The organism is Erwinia aphidicola, assembly GCF_024169515.1.
GTDB lineage: Bacteria > Pseudomonadota > Gammaproteobacteria > Enterobacterales > Enterobacteriaceae > Erwinia > Erwinia aphidicola.
The window spans coordinates 4,193,230-4,211,003 of sequence record NZ_JAMKCQ010000001.1 but is presented as its reverse complement, the minus strand read 5'-3'; the positions used below and the strand labels follow the sequence as shown (position 1 = coordinate 4,211,003).

At 58.0% G+C, this 17,774-nt stretch carries 14 protein-coding genes; 11 read left to right on the top strand and 3 right to left on the bottom strand.

Annotation, left to right across the window (positions count from 1 at the left end; genetic code table 11):
- The first annotated feature begins 23 nt into the window (after positions 1-23).
- A complete protein-coding gene (gene dcp, locus J2Y91_RS19740) occupies positions 24-2,162 on the top strand; it encodes a peptidyl-dipeptidase Dcp (protein ID WP_253539222.1) in 2,139 nt (712 codons plus the stop codon).
- A gap of 57 nt (positions 2,163-2,219) precedes the next feature.
- Here the strand turns inward: dcp and hpxO are convergent, their stop codons facing one another.
- The gene (gene hpxO, locus J2Y91_RS19735; RefSeq protein WP_133623588.1) at positions 2,220-3,377 is read right to left on the bottom strand and encodes an FAD-dependent urate hydroxylase HpxO; all 1,158 of its coding nucleotides are present in this window, start codon (positions 3,375-3,377) and stop codon (positions 2,220-2,222) included.
- 253 nt (positions 3,378-3,630) lie between these two features.
- Between hpxO and J2Y91_RS19730 the strand changes: the two genes are divergently transcribed.
- The 3 genes from J2Y91_RS19730 to J2Y91_RS19720 all read left to right on the top strand — a co-directional run bounded on the left by J2Y91_RS19730 (position 3,631) and on the right by J2Y91_RS19720 (position 5,302).
- A complete protein-coding gene (locus tag J2Y91_RS19730; RefSeq protein WP_253539220.1) occupies positions 3,631-4,263 on the top strand; it encodes a hypothetical protein in 633 nt (210 codons plus the stop codon).
- A gap of 118 nt (positions 4,264-4,381) precedes the next feature.
- Positions 4,382-4,828: a DUF441 domain-containing protein gene (locus J2Y91_RS19725; RefSeq protein ID WP_048916071.1), complete on the top strand. Its 447-nt coding sequence runs from the start codon at positions 4,382-4,384 to the stop codon at positions 4,826-4,828.
- A gap of 48 nt (positions 4,829-4,876) precedes the next feature.
- A complete protein-coding gene (locus J2Y91_RS19720; RefSeq protein WP_253539218.1) occupies positions 4,877-5,302 on the top strand; it encodes a hypothetical protein in 426 nt (141 codons plus the stop codon).
- 93 nt (positions 5,303-5,395) lie between these two features.
- On the opposite strand, the gene J2Y91_RS19715 is transcribed toward J2Y91_RS19720, so the two are convergent.
- Positions 5,396-6,670: a Glu/Leu/Phe/Val family dehydrogenase gene (locus tag J2Y91_RS19715; RefSeq protein ID WP_048916069.1), complete on the bottom strand. Its 1,275-nt coding sequence runs from the start codon at positions 6,668-6,670 to the stop codon at positions 5,396-5,398.
- A 405-nt stretch (positions 6,671-7,075) separates the two neighbouring features.
- Here J2Y91_RS19715 and dsdA point away from each other — a divergent pair, with 405 nt between their 5' ends.
- The 4 genes from dsdA to J2Y91_RS19695 all read left to right on the top strand — a co-directional run bounded on the left by dsdA (position 7,076) and on the right by J2Y91_RS19695 (position 11,613).
- Positions 7,076-8,410 carry a D-serine ammonia-lyase gene (gene dsdA / locus J2Y91_RS19710; RefSeq protein ID WP_253539560.1) on the top strand — a complete coding sequence of 445 codons (1,335 nt, stop codon included), beginning with the start codon at positions 7,076-7,078 and terminating at the stop codon, positions 8,408-8,410.
- A 147-nt stretch (positions 8,411-8,557) separates the two neighbouring features.
- Positions 8,558-9,757, top strand: a complete 1,200-nt coding sequence (gene fabV, locus J2Y91_RS19705) for an enoyl-ACP reductase FabV (protein ID WP_048916068.1) — start codon at positions 8,558-8,560, stop codon at positions 9,755-9,757.
- 229 nt (positions 9,758-9,986) lie between these two features.
- Positions 9,987-10,940 (top strand): sensor domain-containing diguanylate cyclase, encoded by a 954-nt coding sequence (locus J2Y91_RS19700; protein WP_253539216.1) that lies wholly within the window; start codon positions 9,987-9,989, stop codon positions 10,938-10,940.
- 115 nt (positions 10,941-11,055) lie between these two features.
- Positions 11,056-11,613, top strand: coding sequence for a DcrB/PsbP domain-containing protein (locus tag J2Y91_RS19695; RefSeq protein ID WP_253539212.1), 558 nt, complete (start codon positions 11,056-11,058; stop codon positions 11,611-11,613).
- A gap of 390 nt (positions 11,614-12,003) precedes the next feature.
- On the opposite strand, the gene J2Y91_RS19690 is transcribed toward J2Y91_RS19695, so the two are convergent.
- Complete coding sequence (locus J2Y91_RS19690) at positions 12,004-12,921, bottom strand: bestrophin family protein (protein WP_062818546.1); 918 nt, start codon at positions 12,919-12,921, stop codon at positions 12,004-12,006.
- Positions 12,922-13,121: 200 nt separating this feature from the next.
- Here J2Y91_RS19690 and J2Y91_RS19685 point away from each other — a divergent pair, with 200 nt between their 5' ends.
- The 3 genes from J2Y91_RS19685 to J2Y91_RS19675 all read left to right on the top strand — a co-directional run bounded on the left by J2Y91_RS19685 (position 13,122) and on the right by J2Y91_RS19675 (position 17,660).
- Complete coding sequence (locus J2Y91_RS19685; RefSeq protein WP_253539209.1) at positions 13,122-14,444, top strand: LLM class flavin-dependent oxidoreductase; 1,323 nt, start codon at positions 13,122-13,124, stop codon at positions 14,442-14,444.
- A gap of 87 nt (positions 14,445-14,531) precedes the next feature.
- Positions 14,532-15,011: a GNAT family N-acetyltransferase gene (locus J2Y91_RS19680; RefSeq protein WP_253539206.1), complete on the top strand. Its 480-nt coding sequence runs from the start codon at positions 14,532-14,534 to the stop codon at positions 15,009-15,011.
- A 255-nt stretch (positions 15,012-15,266) separates the two neighbouring features.
- Positions 15,267-17,660 (top strand): TonB-dependent receptor domain-containing protein, encoded by a 2,394-nt coding sequence (locus J2Y91_RS19675; protein WP_253539203.1) that lies wholly within the window; start codon positions 15,267-15,269, stop codon positions 17,658-17,660.
- Positions 17,661-17,774 lie beyond the last annotated feature (114 nt).

The window sequence follows — 17,774 nt, the reverse complement described above, 5'->3', positions numbered from 1 at the left end:
TCAACAGGGATGAGGGTAAAGTTATGAGGATTGCACCGTTAGTCTGGGCCATCAGTATGGCAGTCACCGCCAGCGTGCAGGCGGCAGAATCGCAAAAGGAACATCAGCAGATGCAGAGACAGCAAGATAACCCGTTCAGCAAGGCCAGTACATTGCCGTTCCAGGCACCGCCCTTCGACAAGATCCACAGTGCCGATTATCGCCCGGCACTGGAAGCGGCGATAGCGGAAAAGCGCGCCGAAATCGCCCGCATCGCCGACAACCCGGCCGCACCGACCTTTGAAAATACTTACCTGGCGCTGGAGCAGAGCGGTCAGAGCCTGGCACGCGTGTATAACGTTTTCAGCGCGATGACCTCCGGCAATACCAGTGATGAACTGCAGGCGCTTGATGAGGAGATGTCGCCAAAACTGGCGGCGCTCGACGACGATATTCACCTCAACGGCAAGCTGTTCGCCAGGCTGGACGCGGTGTATCAGCAGCGCCAGCAGCTGAAGCTGGATGCGGAGTCGCTGCGGCTGACAGAGGTCACCTGGCAGGCGTTTGAACTGGCTGGAGCGCAGCTTTCCGACGCGGATAAAACTCAGCTCAAAGCGCTGAATCAGGAGTCTGCCACGCTCAGCACCCGCTTCACCAACCGCCTGCTGGCCGCCACCAAAGCGGGCGGCGTCCTGTTCAGCAGCGAGCAGCCGCTGGCCGGGCTGAGCGCCGGAGAAATTGCCGCAGCGGCCGATGCGGCCCAGGCGCGCGGGCTGAGCAACCAGTGGCTCCTGACCCTGCAAAACACCACCCAGCAGCCGGACCTGCAAACCCTGAGCGCGCGCGCGACGCGTGAAATACTGTATCAGGCCAGCTGGACGCGCGCCGAAAAAGGCGACGCCAACGACACGCGCGAGCTGATTGCCCGGCTGGCGCAGGTGCGGGCGCAGCAGGCCAAACTGCTGGGCTTCGACAGCTATGCCGCCTGGAAGCTGCAGGATCAGATGGCGAAAACCCCGCAGGCCGCGCTCGATTTTATGCGCCAGATTGTCCCGGCAGCCACCGCGCGCGCCGGGCGTGAAGCGGCAGATATCCAGGCGGTCATCGACCAGCAGCAGGGCGGTTTTACCCTGGCGCCGTGGGACTGGCTGTTCTACGCCGAGCAGGTGCGCCGCGCCAAATATGACCTCGACGAGGCGCAGATCAAACCTTACTTCGAGCTGAACAACGTGCTGGAGAACGGCGTGTTCTATGCCGCGACTCAGCTGTACGGCATTACCTTTAAGCCACGCCCCGATCTGCCGGTCTATCACCCGGATGTCAAAGTGTATGAAGTGCTGGATAAAGACGGCACGCCGCTGGCGCTGTTTTACGCCGACTGGTTCAAGCGTGATAACAAAGGCGGCGGCGCGTGGATGGGCAACTTTGTCGAGCAGTCGACGCTGCTGGGCAGTAAGCCGGTGATTTACAACGTGGCGAACTTCAGCAAGCCGTCGCCCGGCCAGCCTGCGCTGCTGTCGTGGGATGATGTGATTACCATGTTCCACGAGTTTGGTCATGCGCTGCACGGCATGTTCGCCGACCAGCGCTACGCCAGCCTGTCCGGCACCGAGACGCCGCGTGATTTTGTTGAGTTCCCGTCGCAGTTTAACGAGCACTGGGCCAGCAACCAGCAGGTGTTCAGCCACTTCGCCCGCCACTACCAGAGCGGGGAGCCGATGCCAGCGGCGCTGCGCGATAAGATGCTGCGTGCCAGCACCTTCAACAAAGGCTATGACATGAGCGAGCTGCTGGCCGCCGCGCTGCTCGATCAGCACTGGCACGGGCTGCATGCCGACCAGCCAGTGCAGAAAACCGATGAGTTTGAACAGCACGCGCTGAGCGAGGAGAAAATCAACCTGGCCGCCGTGCCGCCGCGCTATCGCTCCAGCTACTTCCAGCATATCTGGGGTAACGGCTACGCCGCCGGTTATTACGCCTATCTGTGGACCGAAATGCTGGCGGATGATGGCTTTGCGTGGTTTGAAGAGCACGGCGGCCTGACGCGGGAAAATGGTCAGCGCTTCCGTGACAAAGTGCTGTCACGCGGCAACAGCGAAGATCTGAAGCAGCTCTACCACGACTGGCGCGGGCGTGACCCGGAGATCGAACCGATGCTGCGCAACCGGGGTTTGCAAGAATAACGCCCAGGGGCCGATCTTCTGTTTCGATCGGCCCTGCTTACAGGGGCAAATCGCGGGCTATGCCAGCGGACCGCCCTGGATGGTTTCGCACATGCCGTTCAGGATGCGCTCGCCAGTCTCCTCGCGCAGCCCCGCGTACCACTCTGCGGTCACCGCTGGCTCTTTGGCGTGGGTAACATCACAGCGCTTACGCGCCTTCAGCACCAGGTCCTTTACCCGCCCGGCGCGCTTGTCCTGATAGCGCAGCAGCGCATCTTCAATGCCCAGCGAATTGCTGTGCAGCATCATCGCCAGCACCACCGCATCCTCCATCGCCGCACAGCCGCCCTGGCCGATATCCGGCGTGGTGCTGTGTGCCGCATCGCCCAGCAGCGCTACCCGGCCTTTAACCAGCTGCGCAAAAGGTTCGATATCGTGGATCTCCACGCGGTTAGTGGTTTCCGGGTTCAGCCGTTCGATCAGCTGCTGCACCGGCGCAGCCCAGCCGGAGAAATACCCCTTCAGATCGCCGCGCAGGGTGCTGCGGTCTTGCGCCAGCCCTTTTGGCAGCGGCACGTCGAAGAAGAAATAGAAGCGGTTGCCCGCTACCGGCATCAGCGAAACGCGTTTGCCTTCACCGACAAAGGTGGTCCACTGGTCGCCCGGAGCCAGTGATTCATCAATCTCCACCAGGCCGTTCCAGTTTACATAGCCCGCGTAACGGCGCTCGGTGGCATAACCCAGCACGTGCTGGCGGATCGCCGAGTGGGTGCCGTCGCAGGCGATCAGCAGGTCGCCGTGTGCTTCTGAACCATCGTCGAAGTAAGCAGTGACACCGTCACTTTTTTCTTCCACGCTGACCACCCGTTTGCCGAACTGTACAGAGTCGCGCCCCCAGGTATCCAACAGCATCGCCTGAAGCTCGGCACGCGCTACCGGATACGGGCGCTCGCCGGAATCCTTAACCAGCGGGTCAAGGCTGAAGCGGGTCAGCGTTTCCGCGCTGTACCCGTCTTTGTAGGCCATCATCTGCATCGGACCGCCAATGGCGCGCAGGGCTTCTCTCATCCCCAGATAGTTGAGGCATTTCACTCCGTTTGGCCACACTGAGATCGCCGCACCTACCGGTTTGATCTCTTTCACCGCCTCGAACACCTCGCACTCAATGCCGCCGCGCCGCAGCGCAATCGCCGCACACATACCGCCAATACCGGCACCTATGATAATTGCTTTCATCTGTCTCTCCTTTGCGTCATGAGTAAATAAAAGCAATTTCCATACCAGTTTCTTATGAGACAAAAAGTGCCGCCAGCAGGCGAACAATGCGGTTGTTGAAACAAAGGTTGCAGGATAGTGGCGAACAAATACGGTGCAGTGCACCACGGCGGTGCTTATCGGGTGAAACATTCGTTCTCAGAGAGGCCCTTTTTACTGGCATTTTTTGTGATATTTGCCACAGTAGCATTTCAACGTTAAAGGAGATGCGGCCATGACCATCATTGCCTGCCTGCACGCGGCCAGAAGTAATATAGAAGTGTTCGAGCAGGCGCTCGGCGTGCTCGGCTATGAAGACGTCCAGCTGCTGCACCGGGTGGAGAGTGAACTTTTTGATCAAGCCATTGAGCAGCAGCAGGTCACCCCGGAGATCGCAGCCGCCACGCGCCAGGCCATTGAAGAGCTGTGTCAGCAGGCGGATGCGGTGATTGTCACCTGCACCACGCTTGGGGTGGCAGCATACGAGGTCGCGTTCAGCAAACCGGTGGTGCGCATTGATGCCACGCTGGCGAAAATCGCCTCGCGCTATCACGGCACGATACTGGTGCTCTGCACCGCCAGCTCGACGCTGGCCTCCACCACCCAGCTATTTAGCGCCTTTATTCCCGGTGAACGGCTGGTGATCGAACTGATCCCGCGCGCGTGGGCCTGGTTCAATCAGGGCGACATTGACGGCTATCATCAGGAAATTGCGCACTATATTCAGCAACGTCCGGAATGCACCCTGGGCTGTATCGTGCTGGCGCAGGCGTCGATGAGCGGGGCGGAGCGCTTTATTAACAGTACGCTGGCGGTGCTGAGTGGTCCGCAGGTCAGCCTGCAGGCCGCGATTGATGCCAGCCACTGATTGCCTGAAGCGGGCGCGGGCCACGCCGGCGGCGTAAAGGAAAAAAAAGGGTGAGTTGCTGAAAAAATTCTTTATGCTGTGCTCACCACTTTGTTGCGAAACTGTTATCAGGTAAAAAATGTTCGATTTGACCCTCGCTATTCTGCTGTTCCTTGCCGCCCTGAGCTACTTCAGCCACAACCTCACCGTCACCATTGCGCTGCTGGTGCTGGTTGCCATTCGCATGACGCCGCTGCAGCAAACCTTCCCGTGGATTGAGAAGCAGGGCGTCACGGTGGGGATCATCATCCTGACCATTGGCGTGATGGCGCCGATTGCCAGCGGTTCGCTGCCATCCACCACGCTGATGCACTCGTTCCTGAACTGGAAATCGCTGCTGGCAATCGCGGTGGGCATTTTTGTTTCCTGGGTTGGCGGGCGCGGCGTGCAGCTGATGAGCAGCCAGCCTACCGTCGTTGGTGGGCTGCTGATCGGCACCATTATCGGCGTCTCGCTGTTTCGCGGCGTGCCGGTCGGGCCGCTGATTGCCGCCGGGCTGGTGTCGCTGATGATCGGGAAATCCTGACCAGATATGTTATCCTGCCGCCCAATTTTTTACTGACAGAGAAAAGCCGTGAGCACCAAACAGGACAAACGTAATAAACGCGCCAAACTGAAAGCCAAACAGGCCAATAAGGCCCGCGCCCACGGACGCCAGCTGGATGCCGTTGGCCGCCAGAACTACGTCGCCACCCCGGAGATGCTGGAACTGTTCGCCACCTTACCCGCGCTGGATGAAAGTGGTGATATGCCATTTGTCGCTGAAATTTACCGCTGGTCGCTGGCCGAATATCAGTTTGACGGCAGCAATGAAGAGGGCGAGCAGCTGCAGGTTGCGGCACTGTGCGTGATGTACATTCACTGGGCCACCAGCGACGGTGCCGATACGCTGGTGCAGAATGAACTGATCGAGGCGGCATTGCGCCTGGTCGAAGAGAACGAGGCATTTAAGCAGCGTTACCAGCAGGCCGAAGCGGACGCCCGGGCGGAAAAGAGTTAAAAAAAGGCAGGCTCCTAAAGGAGCCTGCCATTCTTCGAGCTAACCCTACTTCAATACGGTTTTTAATACGGTTTTTGAGGGACTATATTGCGCTTAACCCGGATAGATCCCGCGATCCTTACGTGCCATCAGGATGCGCTCGCACGCCACGATATAGGCGGCGGTGCGCAGGCTGCACGTCTTCTCACGCGCTTTATCCCAGACGTGGACCATCGCTTCGGTCATAAGCTTATCCATGCGCTCATTAATTTCGTCCTCGCTCCAGAAGAAGCTGGCCATATCCTGCACCCACTCAAAGTAGCTGACGGTTACGCCCCCGGCGTTACACACGACGTCCGGCACGACGGTAATACCGCGTGAGGCCAGCACGTCATCGGCTTCCGGGAAGGTTGGGCCGTTTGCGCCTTCCAGCACGATGCGGCAGTGCAGTTTTTCCGCGCGCTGACGGGTGATCTGACCTTCCAGCGCGGCAGGGATCAGAATCTCCATTTCCACGTCCCAGAATGCCTCATCGCTGATAACGTCTGCGCCGCTGAATCCGGCAATCTTTTTATTGGCTGCCTGCCACTCGCTCAGCGCGACCAGGTCGATGCCTGCCGCGTTGAACAGCGTGGCGCTGTGGTCCTGAATCGCTACCACGCGCGCCCCGGCATCGTTAAACAGGCGCGCTGCTTCGCTACCGACGTTACCAAAGCCCTGCACGGCAACTCGCGCACCTTCAATTTCAATGCCGCTGCGGCGTGCCACTTCACGGCCGGTAATAAATACGCCGCGCCCGGTGGCTTTTTCGCGCCCCAGTGAACCACCAAGGTGGATAGGCTTACCGGTCACCACGCCCGTGATGGTGGTGCCGTGATTCATTGAATAGGTGTCCATCATCCACGCCATCACTTTGGCGTTGGTGCCAACGTCCGGCGCAGGAATATCTTTTTGCGGGCCGATGATCAGGCCAATTTCGCTGGTGTAGCGGCGCGTCAGGCGCTCGAGCTCGCCTTCCGACAGCGCAAAGGGGTCAACGCGGATCCCGCCCTTGGCGCCGCCATACGGCAGGTTAACCGCCGCACATTTGATCGTCATCCACGCAGAAAGCGCCATGACTTCATTAAGATCCACATTAGGATGGTAACGAATACCGCCTTTACCCGGGCCGCGCGACAGGTTGTGCTGCACGCGGAAGCCTTCGAAGTGGCGGATGCTGCCGTCGTCCATTTGCAGCGGAATGTCTACAATCAGTGCACGTTTCGGATGACGCAGGGTATCCACCCAGCGCGACAGGTCGCCGAGATACGGCGCGACGCGATCGATCTGCTGCAGATAGGTTGACCAGGCCGTCTTGCTGCCTTCAGAAACGTAAGAGAGCTTTTCCATAACAAACCTTCATATGTGTAGAGCCTGTCCGTCAGGGGCAAATGCCGTGCGGGGAGCTCTTAGTTATAAATACTGTCATACCGTGGATGACTCAGTGAATCTCACTAAGTCGCCGCTAATTTAACATCAAAAAAAGGTTTCAAAGTTTTTAAATAAATGTGAAATCCTGTGTTTTAAGCACAATCCAGCATGACTAACTGCATAGTTAGCGGGTAAACCTGCGCTGACTTTACAGACCGACAGTTGGCAGGCGGTAGTTATGCAGATAAACTGCATATCTGGTTTTTTCTTTATATTTTTCAGAAATTTGAATGCGATCAAACTTTGGCGGTAATGACTGTTTTTCCCATTGTTTAAGCATAAATCGGCCATCACCCCACCACCACAGGAGAAGTCACCATGTTAATGGATGCAGAACAGGTCAGGCAGAATTTTCCACTGGTTAATCAGCTGTGTGCCTTACAACCGGTTACCTGGTTCAACCCTAAAGCCACGACGCTGGCACAGGGCTATGCGCACGTCGGCCTGACGCGTGAGCAGGTGGTGGACGCCAGCGCCCGGCTGGCGCGTTTTGCCCCTTACCTGATGCAGGTATTCCCGGAAACGCGCGCCAGCAACGGCATCATTGAGTCGGAAATTTGCCCGCTGACCCGCTTACAACCGGTGCTTGATGCACGCTATCAGCACGCGCTGCCCGGCAGTTTGTGGTTAAAGAAAGATAGCCACCTGCCGGTCTCGGGCTCGATTAAGGCCCGCGGCGGCATCTATGAAGTGCTGGCGCATGCGGAAAAGCTGGCAATCAATGCCGGGCTGCTGAAGGAGACGGATAACTATGCCTGCCTTGCCTCCGCGCCGCTGCGCCAGTTTTTCAGCCAGCGGCGTATTGCCGTCGGCTCGACCGGAAATCTTGGCCTGTCGATCGGGATTATGAGTGCCAGCCTCGGTTTTGATGTCACGGTCCACATGTCGGCGGATGCGCGCGCGTGGAAAAAGCAGAAGCTGCGCGAGCACGGCGTAAAGGTGGTGGAGTATCAGCAGGATTACGGCGTGGCGGTGGCGGAAGGGCGCCGTCAGGCCGAGTCCGACCCGCACTGTTTCTTTATCGACGACGAGAATTCGCACAACCTGTTTCTTGGCTATGCGGTGGCCGGGGAGCGGCTGAAGCAGCAGTTTGCTGCGGAAAATATCCGGGTTGATGCACAGCATCCGCTGCTGGTCTATCTGCCGTGCGGCGTCGGCGGTGGCCCCGGCGGCGTGGCGTTTGGCCTTAAGCTGGCCTTTGGCGACAGCGTTCACTGCATCTTTGCCGAGCCGACGCACTCTCCGTGCATGCTGCTGGGCGTACACACCGGCCTGCATGATGAGATCGCGGTACAGGATCTGGGAATCGACAACCTTACCGCAGCGGACGGTCTGGCGGTCGGGCGCGCCTCCGGTTTTGTCGGCCGCGCAATGGAGCGATTGCTGAGCGCCTTTTATACTCTCAGTGATGAAGAAATGTACGCGCTGCTCGGGCTGCTGTATCAGCATGAACAGCTGGCGCTGGAACCGTCGGCGCTGGCGGGAATGGCAGGGCCGTGGCGTATCAGCGCGCAGCCTGAAAAGCTGGCTCAGCAGGGCATCAGTGCAGCGGCGCTGGCCGGTGCGACGCACTTAGTCTGGGCGACCGGCGGCGGCATGGTGCCGCCTGCGGAGATGGCGCAGTATCAGGCCAGTGCACTAAAAGCGCTTAATCCGTAAGCAACTGGCGCTTACAGAGTAAGCCGAAGCGGCAGATCGGCGCTTCCGCACTTTGCCTGAACCGCTTTACGCGCTATTCTGACGCCCTTATTTCATGAGAAAGTTAATGAAAAAGTTAATGAAAAAGTTTCATAAACTGAGGTCAATATGATTATTAAACCACGCATCCGTGGCTTCATCTGTATTACTGCCCATCCGGCGGGTTGCAAAGCTAACGTCAAAAAACAGATCGAATACGTCACCCAACAGGGCGAGATCGCTTCCGGCCCGAAAAAAGTTCTGGTGATTGGCGCCTCGACGGGTTACGGCCTGGCGGCGCGTATCTCTGCGGCGTTTGGCTGCGGTGCAGATACGCTGGGCGTGTTCTTTGAACGTGCCGGCGAAGAGAATAAAACCGCCACCGCAGGCTGGTACAACTCTGCGGCGTTCGAAGAGTTTGCCGAGGAGAAAGGCCTGTATGCCAAAAGCATCAACGGTGACGCCTACTCCGACGCGGTGAAACAGAAAACCATTGAGATGATTAAGCAGGATCTGGGTCAGGTTGACCTGGTGGTTTACAGCCTGGCCGCGCCACGCCGTACCCACCCAACCACCGGTGAAGTGTTTAACTCTACCCTGAAGCCAATCGGCAAGCCGTTGGTGACCCGTGGGCTGAACACCGATAAAGAAACCATCACCGACGTCTCCCTGGAACCGGCTTCTCAGGAAGAGATCGAAGGCACCGTCGCGGTTATGGGTGGTGAAGACTGGCAGATGTGGATCGACGCGCTGATGGAAGCGGGTGTGCTGGCCGACGGCGCTAAAACTACTGCCTTCACCTATCTGGGCGAGCAGATCACCCATGATATCTACTGGAACGGCTCAATTGGTGAAGCGAAGAAAGATCTCGATAAACGCGTTCTTTCCATTCGCGACAAGCTGGCCGCGCACGGTAACGGCGACGCACGCGTTTCCGTACTGAAAGCGGTAGTGACCCAGGCCAGTTCGGCTATCCCGGTAATGCCGCTTTATCTTTCACTGCTGTTCAAAGTGATGAAAGAGAAAGGCACCCACGAAGGCTGCATCGAGCAGGTCTACGGTCTGTTTAAAGACAGCCTGTACAGTGCTTCGCCGATCCTCGATGACACCGGCCGCCTGCGTGCCGATTACAAAGAGCTGCAGCCTGAAGTTCAGGACGAGGTTTCCGCACTGTGGCCGACCGTCACTGACGAAAACCTGAACCAGCTGACTGACTTCGTCGGTTATAAAACCGAGTTCATGCACCTGTTCGGCTTTGGTCTGGACGGCGTGGACTACGAAGCGGATGTTAATCCGGACGTGAAAATTAAGAACCTGGTGCAGATGTAATTCTGACCACGTTAAGCCCGGCGGCGCAGGGCATCGCGCCGCCAGCTATTAACCGATCCTGAGCATCCAACCCGGTAAAACAGCGCTCCCAGCTGATATTGCCCTGCTATACCGCCAAAAACGCTTCTTACCCTGAAATTCCCCACCAAAGATCGGCTTTTCAATTCAGTCATTTACAGAAAAATCCGCGCAGGCAAAATAGCCCTTATTTTCCCTTTTTGCGTGAACCATGTCTGACGAAGCGCTCTACCAGCAAATCCACAACCTGAAAAAACATAATGCGCGCCTGAAGCGTATTGCTCATGACGCCCGCCATAAGCTGAATGCGGCGCTGGATGGTACCGGCCTCTGTCTGTGGCAGCTGGATATTCCCAGCGGCAAGCTGGTGATCTTCAACCGTCGCTGGGGGTCGATGCTCGGCTTCCAGCCGAAGGAGCTGAGTGCGCAATTTGCCGTGTGGCGCGAACATCTGCACCCGGAGGATGCGCAGGAGGTGCTGAAGGCGTTTTATGACCATATCGAGGGGCGCGCACCCTACTATGAGGCGCTGCACCGGATGATCGCCAAGAACGGTAAGATCACCTGGGTGCTGGACCGAGGGCGCGTCAGCGAATGGGACGAGCAGGGTAACGCGCTGAAGGTGACCGGCACTCATATTGATATGACTAAAGAGAAGCAGTACGAAGCCCAGCTCTCGGCGCTGGCGCATCACGATCCGCTAACCGGTCTCACCAATCGCCACGCGCTGCAACACCTTTTCAGCCAGATGAAAAAGCAGGGTCCGCTGTGCCTGGCTTACATCGACCTCGACAACTTTAAGCACGTTAATGACACGCTTGGCCATCGCAGCGGTGATGAGGTGCTGATCCAGCTCAGCCAGCGTATGCGTGACGCGGTGCCGCCCGCCGTGGTGATTAGCCGGATCGGCGGCGATGAGTTTGTGCTGCTGCTGCCTTACCTGATCGGTTATCCCAAAGTACGCATTGCGGCGCAGGCCGTGCTGGATGCGGCGCTGACGCCGTTCGAGCTCGATAACGGCCTGGCGCAGATTGGCGCATCGGTCGGTATTGCTGAGGTGAAGGAATCTGATGGTTTTGGCGCGGCGCTGATGCGCGCCGATGAAGCGATGTACAACGTAAAGCGTAATGGCAAGCAGGGCTTTGGTTTGGCTGCAATAGAGTGACTGGCCAAATATCCTTATTAATCATTATCGTTTTCGGCAGTTAAGGAACTTTCTCATGGCAGGGGGCTTGAGCGGCTCACTATACTGAAAGCCAATTCAGAAGAAGGATGCTCGAATGAAATCTATTAAATTATCTAAATTAGCAGGTTCATTATCTCTGGTGCTGGCTCTGGCAGGAACGGCGACAGCGGCAGGCGCAGCGGAAGTCACTACTCCTGCGGCAGCGGCACCCGCCACGCAGAAAGTCTCGCTGTTGAACGGCGACTTAACTTTTGACCTGAAAGGTTATCAGCAGCAGCCAATGCCGGGTGGCGCACCGGGCAAGATGTACGTCAGCCAGGCGGAAAAGCGCGTGATTATCCTCGGTGAGGACAACGTGCCCGTTGTGGCGCGGGGCGGCACCGATGCGGACTTCCTCAACGGTATGAAGTCGATTAAGGATAAACAGAAGCAGGCATCGCCGGATTATAAGGTGATCAGCGAGAAGACCGAGAAGGTCAAAGGGCTGGACGTTTATCACATTGAAGCCACCGACAAGATGGATGGTAAGGGCGTGCAGCAGGCGACGCTGCTCTCCACCGCCGATAACAAGTTTGTGGTTATCCAGGTGCTTTCCGGCGCCAGCGACAAAACCGGCCATGCCGCCGCGGTGAACAGCATTCTCGGGGAGTAAGGATGATTTCAGGGCTCGCCGTCGTTAGATCCCTTTAGGCTGGAGCCCTCCCAGCGGGTCGGGCATGCCCGACCCCTACATCGGCCGGGTAATCCGGCTAGTCCTGATTGCCAGCATCCGTTAGTGCCTCTAAAAATCCAACGTCATCGCGCTGCCGACAAGCGTAGCCCGTCACGCGTAGTGGCCGACCTTCTTTTCCGGTCGGCCTTTTTACAGGCGGGTGAGAGCATATATGTAATCAGCCTGACCCCTGGCACACTTGTGCAGCTAACGCTTTTCTTGATGAGCACTGAGAAATCGATAATGGCGCGTAAATTTATGAAACGGGGATGTCATTCGGGTCGACCAAACCGCGGTCGGCCCTAAACTGTTATCGCAACAGCAATCCAATCACATCAAATTATAACGCGCGTCCGGCAGCAGCTTCTCCGGCAGCGGGTGCTGATTATCCATCTCGCACAGGGTGCGTTCGATGTGGTTACAGATGGCATTCAGCGGCAGGTCGTTAGCGGAGGTGCCAAAGGGGTCTTCCAGCTCTTCCGCCAGCGATTCCAGCGACAAAAAGGTATAAGAGATAAACACCGAGACCAGCGGCGTCATATAGTGCAGGTCTGCCACCAGCGCGAACGGCAGTAGGGTGCAGAACAGGTACACCGTGCGATGCACAATCAGGCTGTAGGCAAACGGGATCGGCGTGGTGCTGATGCGCTCGCAGCCGCCCAGAATATGCGACAGCTCATTCAGATTATTATCCATGCCGTTATACAGCAGGTCGCTAATCAGCCCTTTTTCGCGCTGATCCGCCAGCCACGCGCCCATGCACAACAGCAGGCGGCCGGTCCTGAACGGGCTGGCCAGCACCTCTTCCCGCCACTTTTCCGGGGCCAGGCGGCGGATATCATCGCTGGCATCGGTGCTGCGCAGCTGATGCTTCAGGCTCCAGCTAAAGGCCTTCAGCAGCGCGCTGAATTCGCTCACTGCCGCCGGGTCGCTGCGCAGCGCGCCTTTCGCCTGGCGCAGCAGCGAACGCTGGGTAATCAGCAGCGACCCCCAGAGGGTTCGCGCTTCAACAAAGCGCGCATAGCTGGCGCTGTTGCGAAAGCCAAGAAAGATAGCAATCGCCACGCCCAGCAGGCTGAACGGCGCGGTGGTCAGCTTCACCCCCAGCGTTTCATACCACTGAAAGCAGATCACCGCGAATATCGCCATCATCAGATTGAGGCTCAGGCGAAACAGAATTTTTTGCAGCACCGCGCCGTGCCATGAGAACAGGCGCGGAAACCAGTGCTGATGCGGGCGAACAATCATGGCGGCAGGATCCTGAAGTCAGCAAAAGAGAACATCTTATTAACCAAAGCGCGACATCATACTCCGCTGCTGGTGCGGGTAAAACCCTCACCGCCTGGCAGTATGCCGTAATGCGGCATTACAAAGGGGATATTGATATTTAATTCCGTGGCAGATTTATGAAAATCTGGCGTCATATCTTATGACGAGGGAGTAGTGAAATGAGCCAGAATCCACAACGGATCAAACTTGGTCTGATGCTGCAGGGCGCGGGTGGTTTTATGAATGCGTGGCGCCATCATCGCGTCCCGGCGGATGCCAGCGTCAACGTTAACTGGTATCACCAGCTGGCACGCCAGGCGGAAGATGCCGGGCTGGATTTCCTGTTTGTTGCCGACGGGCTGCACATCAATGAAAAATCCCTGCCGCATTTCCTCAACCGTTTCGAGCCGGTGGCGCTGCTCTCATCGCTGGCCTCGGTGACCGAGCGCATCGGGCTGGCCGGAACCATCTCCACCTCCTACAGCGATCCGTTTACCGTCGCGCGCCAGCTGGCAACGCTCGACCTGCTCAGCCACGGGCGCGCAGGCTGGAACGTGGTGACCTCGCCGCTCGAAGGCTCGGCGCGCAACTTTGGTAAAACACATCCGGAGCACGGCCAGCGTTATCAGATAGCGCGCGAATATATCGAGGTAGTGCAGGGGCTGTGGAACAGTTGGGAAGAGGACGCCTTTATTCGTGATAAGCAGAGCGGCGAGTTTTTTGACGCCAGCAAGCTGCACAAGCTGAATCATCAGGGCGATCACTTCTCGGTCGAGGGGCCGCTCAATATTCAGCGCTCCCCACAGGGGCAGCCGGTGATCTTCCAGGCGGGCGCCTCTGAGTCCGGTATTCGCCTGGCGGCGGCGACGGCTGACGCGGTGTTTACCAACGCGCGCACGCTGGAGGAAGCCGAAGGCTACGCTGCCAGCCTGCGCGAACAGGTGGCGCAGCAGGGGCGTGAAGCGGTGGGGATCTTCCCCGGCATCAGCCCGATTATTGGCGCCACGCAACAGGAGGCCGAAGAGAAATATCAGTACCTGCTCTCCCTGCTGACGCTGGAGCAGGCGCTGAACTACCTTGGCCGCTTCTTCGACCATCACGACTTCAGCCAGTATGACCCGGACGCGCCTTTCCCGCAGCTGGGTAGCCTGGGCGAGAACAGCTTCCGTTCCACTACCGATCAGATCAAACGACTGGCGGCAGAAGAAAAGTTAACGCTGCGTGAGGTTGCCCTGCGCACCACGCTGCCGAAAGGCGAGTTTTTCGGCACGCCAGAGCAGGTGGCCGACACCTTTATCCGCTGGGTTGAGCAGGGTGGCGCCAGCGGGTTTATCATCTGCGGCCCGGTGCTGAACGAAGCGCTGGAGGATGTGGTGCGCTACGTACTGCCGATCCTTGAAGCGCGTGGATACTGGCACCAGGACGACAGCCGCACGCTGCGCGAACGGTTGGGGATTGGCAGGCACGAGCAGCGCATAACTCATACTCATCACGCTGCGTGACGCATAGCGGCATAAGCTTTCCCTTCATTCACCCGCGCTTAGCAGTTATGCTAAGCGCTAACCACGCCTTAACCTCAGGGAAATAGTATGAATATCGTTATCCGCCGCGCCGCACGCCCGGACGCTAAACTGATCCTCGCGATGATCGCCGAGCTGGCCGAATATGAGAAAGCGCTACATGAAGTGGTTGCCAGCCAGCAGGACATCGAAGAGTCGCTGTTTGCTGCGGATAGCAAATCCGAAGCGCTGATCTGCGAAATCGACGGTGAGGCGGCGGGCTACGCGGTGTTCTTTACCAGCTACTCTACCTGGCTGGGCAAAAACGGTATTTATCTTGAAGATCTCTACGTCTCCCCGCGTTTTCGCGGCCATAAAGCTGGTAAAACTCTGCTGCGCCATATCGCTCAGCTGGCGGTCGCGCGCAACTGTGGCCGCCTGGAGTGGAGCGTGCTCGACTGGAACCAGCCTGCCATCGACTTCTATAAAAGCCTTGGCGCCGCGCCGCAGGATGAGTGGGTGCGCTACCGCATGGAGGGCAAGGTGCTGACGGATTTCGCTGAATCCTGAGGGGACTGAGTCACGCAAAAGCCGCTGCGCCGCAAGGAACAGCGGTTTTTTTATGCCATGAGGGTGGCATTAGCAGAAAGTTCCGCAGGTTAATGTAAATTATTCAATTAGTGTATTGATAATTATTATCGTCTGTATATGATGTCGCAAATTATAAAGAACGACTTGCCCCGCGCATCGCATTTTCGGGGCCATTACCTGTTTCACCGGAAAGCACTGTTGAGCAAATACCAATAATTAAATCAGGTATTTATCATGCTCAAATTTTCGTCCCGCCAGGGGCTACTGCAGACATCGCTCGTCATGGGAACTTTACTCACCGCCACCGTCAGCAGCGCGGCGCAGCAGGGTGACGAGACCGCACAAACAGCACAGAACGCCAGCAGCCAGAAACCGTCCGCTGCCGCCAGGCCGAAAGATGATGCGGAGATGACCGTTTTGTCGCCGGCGGTGAAAAACGTCGCCGGCAGTAAAATCACGCTCAGCGCGGCGGAGATGCAGCAGCGCGGCGGCAACGACTTCGGCACCATCATGCGTTATGAAACGCTGATCGGCGCGGTCGGCAGCAGCGGCGGATCCACCAGCGGTAAAAGCGGCTTCGACCGTAGCGGCTATACCGGCTACAACATCCGTGGTCTGGAAGGCAACCGCATCGCGATGGACGTTGACGGCATCCCGCAGCCGGACGCGACCGGGCGCAGCTACGCCAGCCGCGCCGGGGTAAATACCTTCGGTATCGGTCGCGACTACGTGGACCCCTATCTTTACGGCCAGGTCGACATCGAAGTCGGCGCAACCTCTACGGCGCGCAGCAATAACGCGCTCGGCGGCTCCGTCTCCTTCCAGCCGAAATCTGCCGATGACTACCTTGCGCCGTCAAAACCGACCTACTTTGGCTACCAGAGCGATTACGACTCCTCCAACCGCAGCTGGCATAACGGCATTACCGCCGCGATGGGCGATGAAACCCTGCGCGGGCTGGTGGCTTACAGTCGTCGCGACGGGCAGGAGACGCGCAACAACAGCGGCGAGCTGGATGCTTACCCGGCGAACTGGCACTCCGATGCGTTTCTCGCCTCCGGCATCTGGCAGCCCAACGACGAGCACAAGCTGATTGCCACCGTCGATCTCTACAACAAGGTGAACCACACCCGTTACGACAGCTGGAACACCGCGGGCACGGCGGTACTGGGCGATGCCAATCAGCAGAGCAATACCCGCCGCTGGGGCATCAGCCTGAAGGATGAGTGGACGCCGGCCAACGCGTGGGTCGACAGCTTGAGTAACAAGGTCTACTACCAGAAAACCGAAGCGCACGACAACACCCTGATGCCGCTGGATGCGTCATCCCTGCAGCGCGTCTACTCCGACTACAACGTTGCAACGGTGGGCTATGAAGCCCAGCTGGCGAAAAGCATTGGCCGTCACGATCTGCTGGCCGGAGTCAATGCCCGTCTGGCCGATGCGGAGCGCCCGTTCAGCCAGTCCCCGGCGCAGACCTCGTTCAATAAGATCACCAAACCCCAGGGCGACAGCCGCACCGTGGTGCTTGGTGGTTTCGTGCAGGACACCATTCAGTTCGATCTCGACGGTCACTGCTTTGCGGTCGTGCCCGGCGTGCGCGTAGCACACCAGGAAACCAAACCGCAGAACCTTGATAACCTCGCCGCCGGAACCGACGTGCTGACCGGGGCCGATGCCGAAGCGCTGTACGGCAAAACCAACAGCGACACGCAGGTACTGCCGTCAATCAGCTTCAACTACGACATCACGCCAAAGCTGATGACCTATGTGCAGTACAAGCGCGGTGCGCAGTTCCCGAATGCCAGCCAGCTGTACGGCTCGTGGAACCTCGGCTCCAACTATCTGGCCGGGCGCCAGTACGCGCTGATCGGCAATAGCGATCTCGATACCGAAACCAGCAACAACGTTGAATGGGGCGTAAAGGGCGAAGCAACGCCAGGCGTCACCTTCAGCGGTGCGATGTTCTATAACAGCTATAAAAACTTCATTGCCTACACCCGCTACAGCCGCGCCACCAACCCGGAGAAGTTTGCCAACGTGCCGTCAAATATCGCCACCACGTATCAGGCGGAAAACCGCGATAAAGCCTACATTTGGGGCGGCAACGTCAGCAGCAAAATCAACTACGGCACCTGGTTTGACGCAGTTAATGGTCTGAACAGTACTTTCGCGCTCGGCTACAGCAAAGGGCAGTCGAAATCCAGCTATGCGGGCGACAGGTATGTTGACCTCGACAGCGTGGCACCGATGAAAGCCGTGGTCGGCGTGGGCTGGGACGATCCGGCGCAGCGCTTTGGCGCCAACGTCACCGCAACCTTTGTGAAGGGTAAGCGGGCGGAAAACACTAACCGCAACAGCTTCAACAACAGTGGCTCGGCGCTGACCGATGCCACTTCCGAATACCAGCGCGTGCCGGGCTACGGCATGGTGGATCTCTCCGCGTGGGTGAAGGTGACGAAGAACGTCAGGTTGAGCGGCGGTATCTATAACCTGACCGATCGCAAATATTGGGACTACCTCAGCAGCCGCGACCTGACCGGGGATACCCCGATGGATATCAACGACCGCTCACTGGCCGTCATGCCGGGGCGTAGTTTCCAGCTGGGTGTGAACGTCGATTTCTGATGTAAGGCTCAGGATTAACCATAAGGTCGGGCTTGCCCGGCCTTTTTTGTGTCTGCCAGAGCAATTGGCTGTTTTGTGATCTGGATTGTAGTACAACTTTACCCATTAGTACTA

Coding starts and splice junctions, on each gene's coding strand:
- J2Y91_RS19690 (WP_062818546.1), bottom strand. CDS start 12,921: ATGATTGTTCGCCCGCATCAGCACTGGTTTCCGCGCCTGTTCTCATGG.
- J2Y91_RS19685 (WP_253539209.1), top strand. CDS start 13,122: ATGAGCCAGAATCCACAACGGATCAAACTTGGTCTGATGCTGCAGGGC.
- fabV (WP_048916068.1), top strand. CDS start 8,558: ATGATTATTAAACCACGCATCCGTGGCTTCATCTGTATTACTGCCCAT.
- J2Y91_RS19695 (WP_253539212.1), top strand. CDS start 11,056: ATGAAATCTATTAAATTATCTAAATTAGCAGGTTCATTATCTCTGGTG.
- J2Y91_RS19725 (WP_048916071.1), top strand. CDS start 4,382: ATGTTCGATTTGACCCTCGCTATTCTGCTGTTCCTTGCCGCCCTGAGC.
- hpxO (WP_133623588.1), bottom strand. CDS start 3,377: ATGAAAGCAATTATCATAGGTGCCGGTATTGGCGGTATGTGTGCGGCG.
- J2Y91_RS19700 (WP_253539216.1), top strand. CDS start 9,987: ATGTCTGACGAAGCGCTCTACCAGCAAATCCACAACCTGAAAAAACAT.
- J2Y91_RS19680 (WP_253539206.1), top strand. CDS start 14,532: ATGAATATCGTTATCCGCCGCGCCGCACGCCCGGACGCTAAACTGATC.
- J2Y91_RS19730 (WP_253539220.1), top strand. CDS start 3,631: ATGACCATCATTGCCTGCCTGCACGCGGCCAGAAGTAATATAGAAGTG.
- dcp (WP_253539222.1), top strand. CDS start 24: ATGAGGATTGCACCGTTAGTCTGGGCCATCAGTATGGCAGTCACCGCC.
- dsdA (WP_253539560.1), top strand. CDS start 7,076: ATGGATGCAGAACAGGTCAGGCAGAATTTTCCACTGGTTAATCAGCTG.
- J2Y91_RS19675 (WP_253539203.1), top strand. CDS start 15,267: ATGCTCAAATTTTCGTCCCGCCAGGGGCTACTGCAGACATCGCTCGTC.
- J2Y91_RS19715 (WP_048916069.1), bottom strand. CDS start 6,670: ATGGAAAAGCTCTCTTACGTTTCTGAAGGCAGCAAGACGGCCTGGTCA.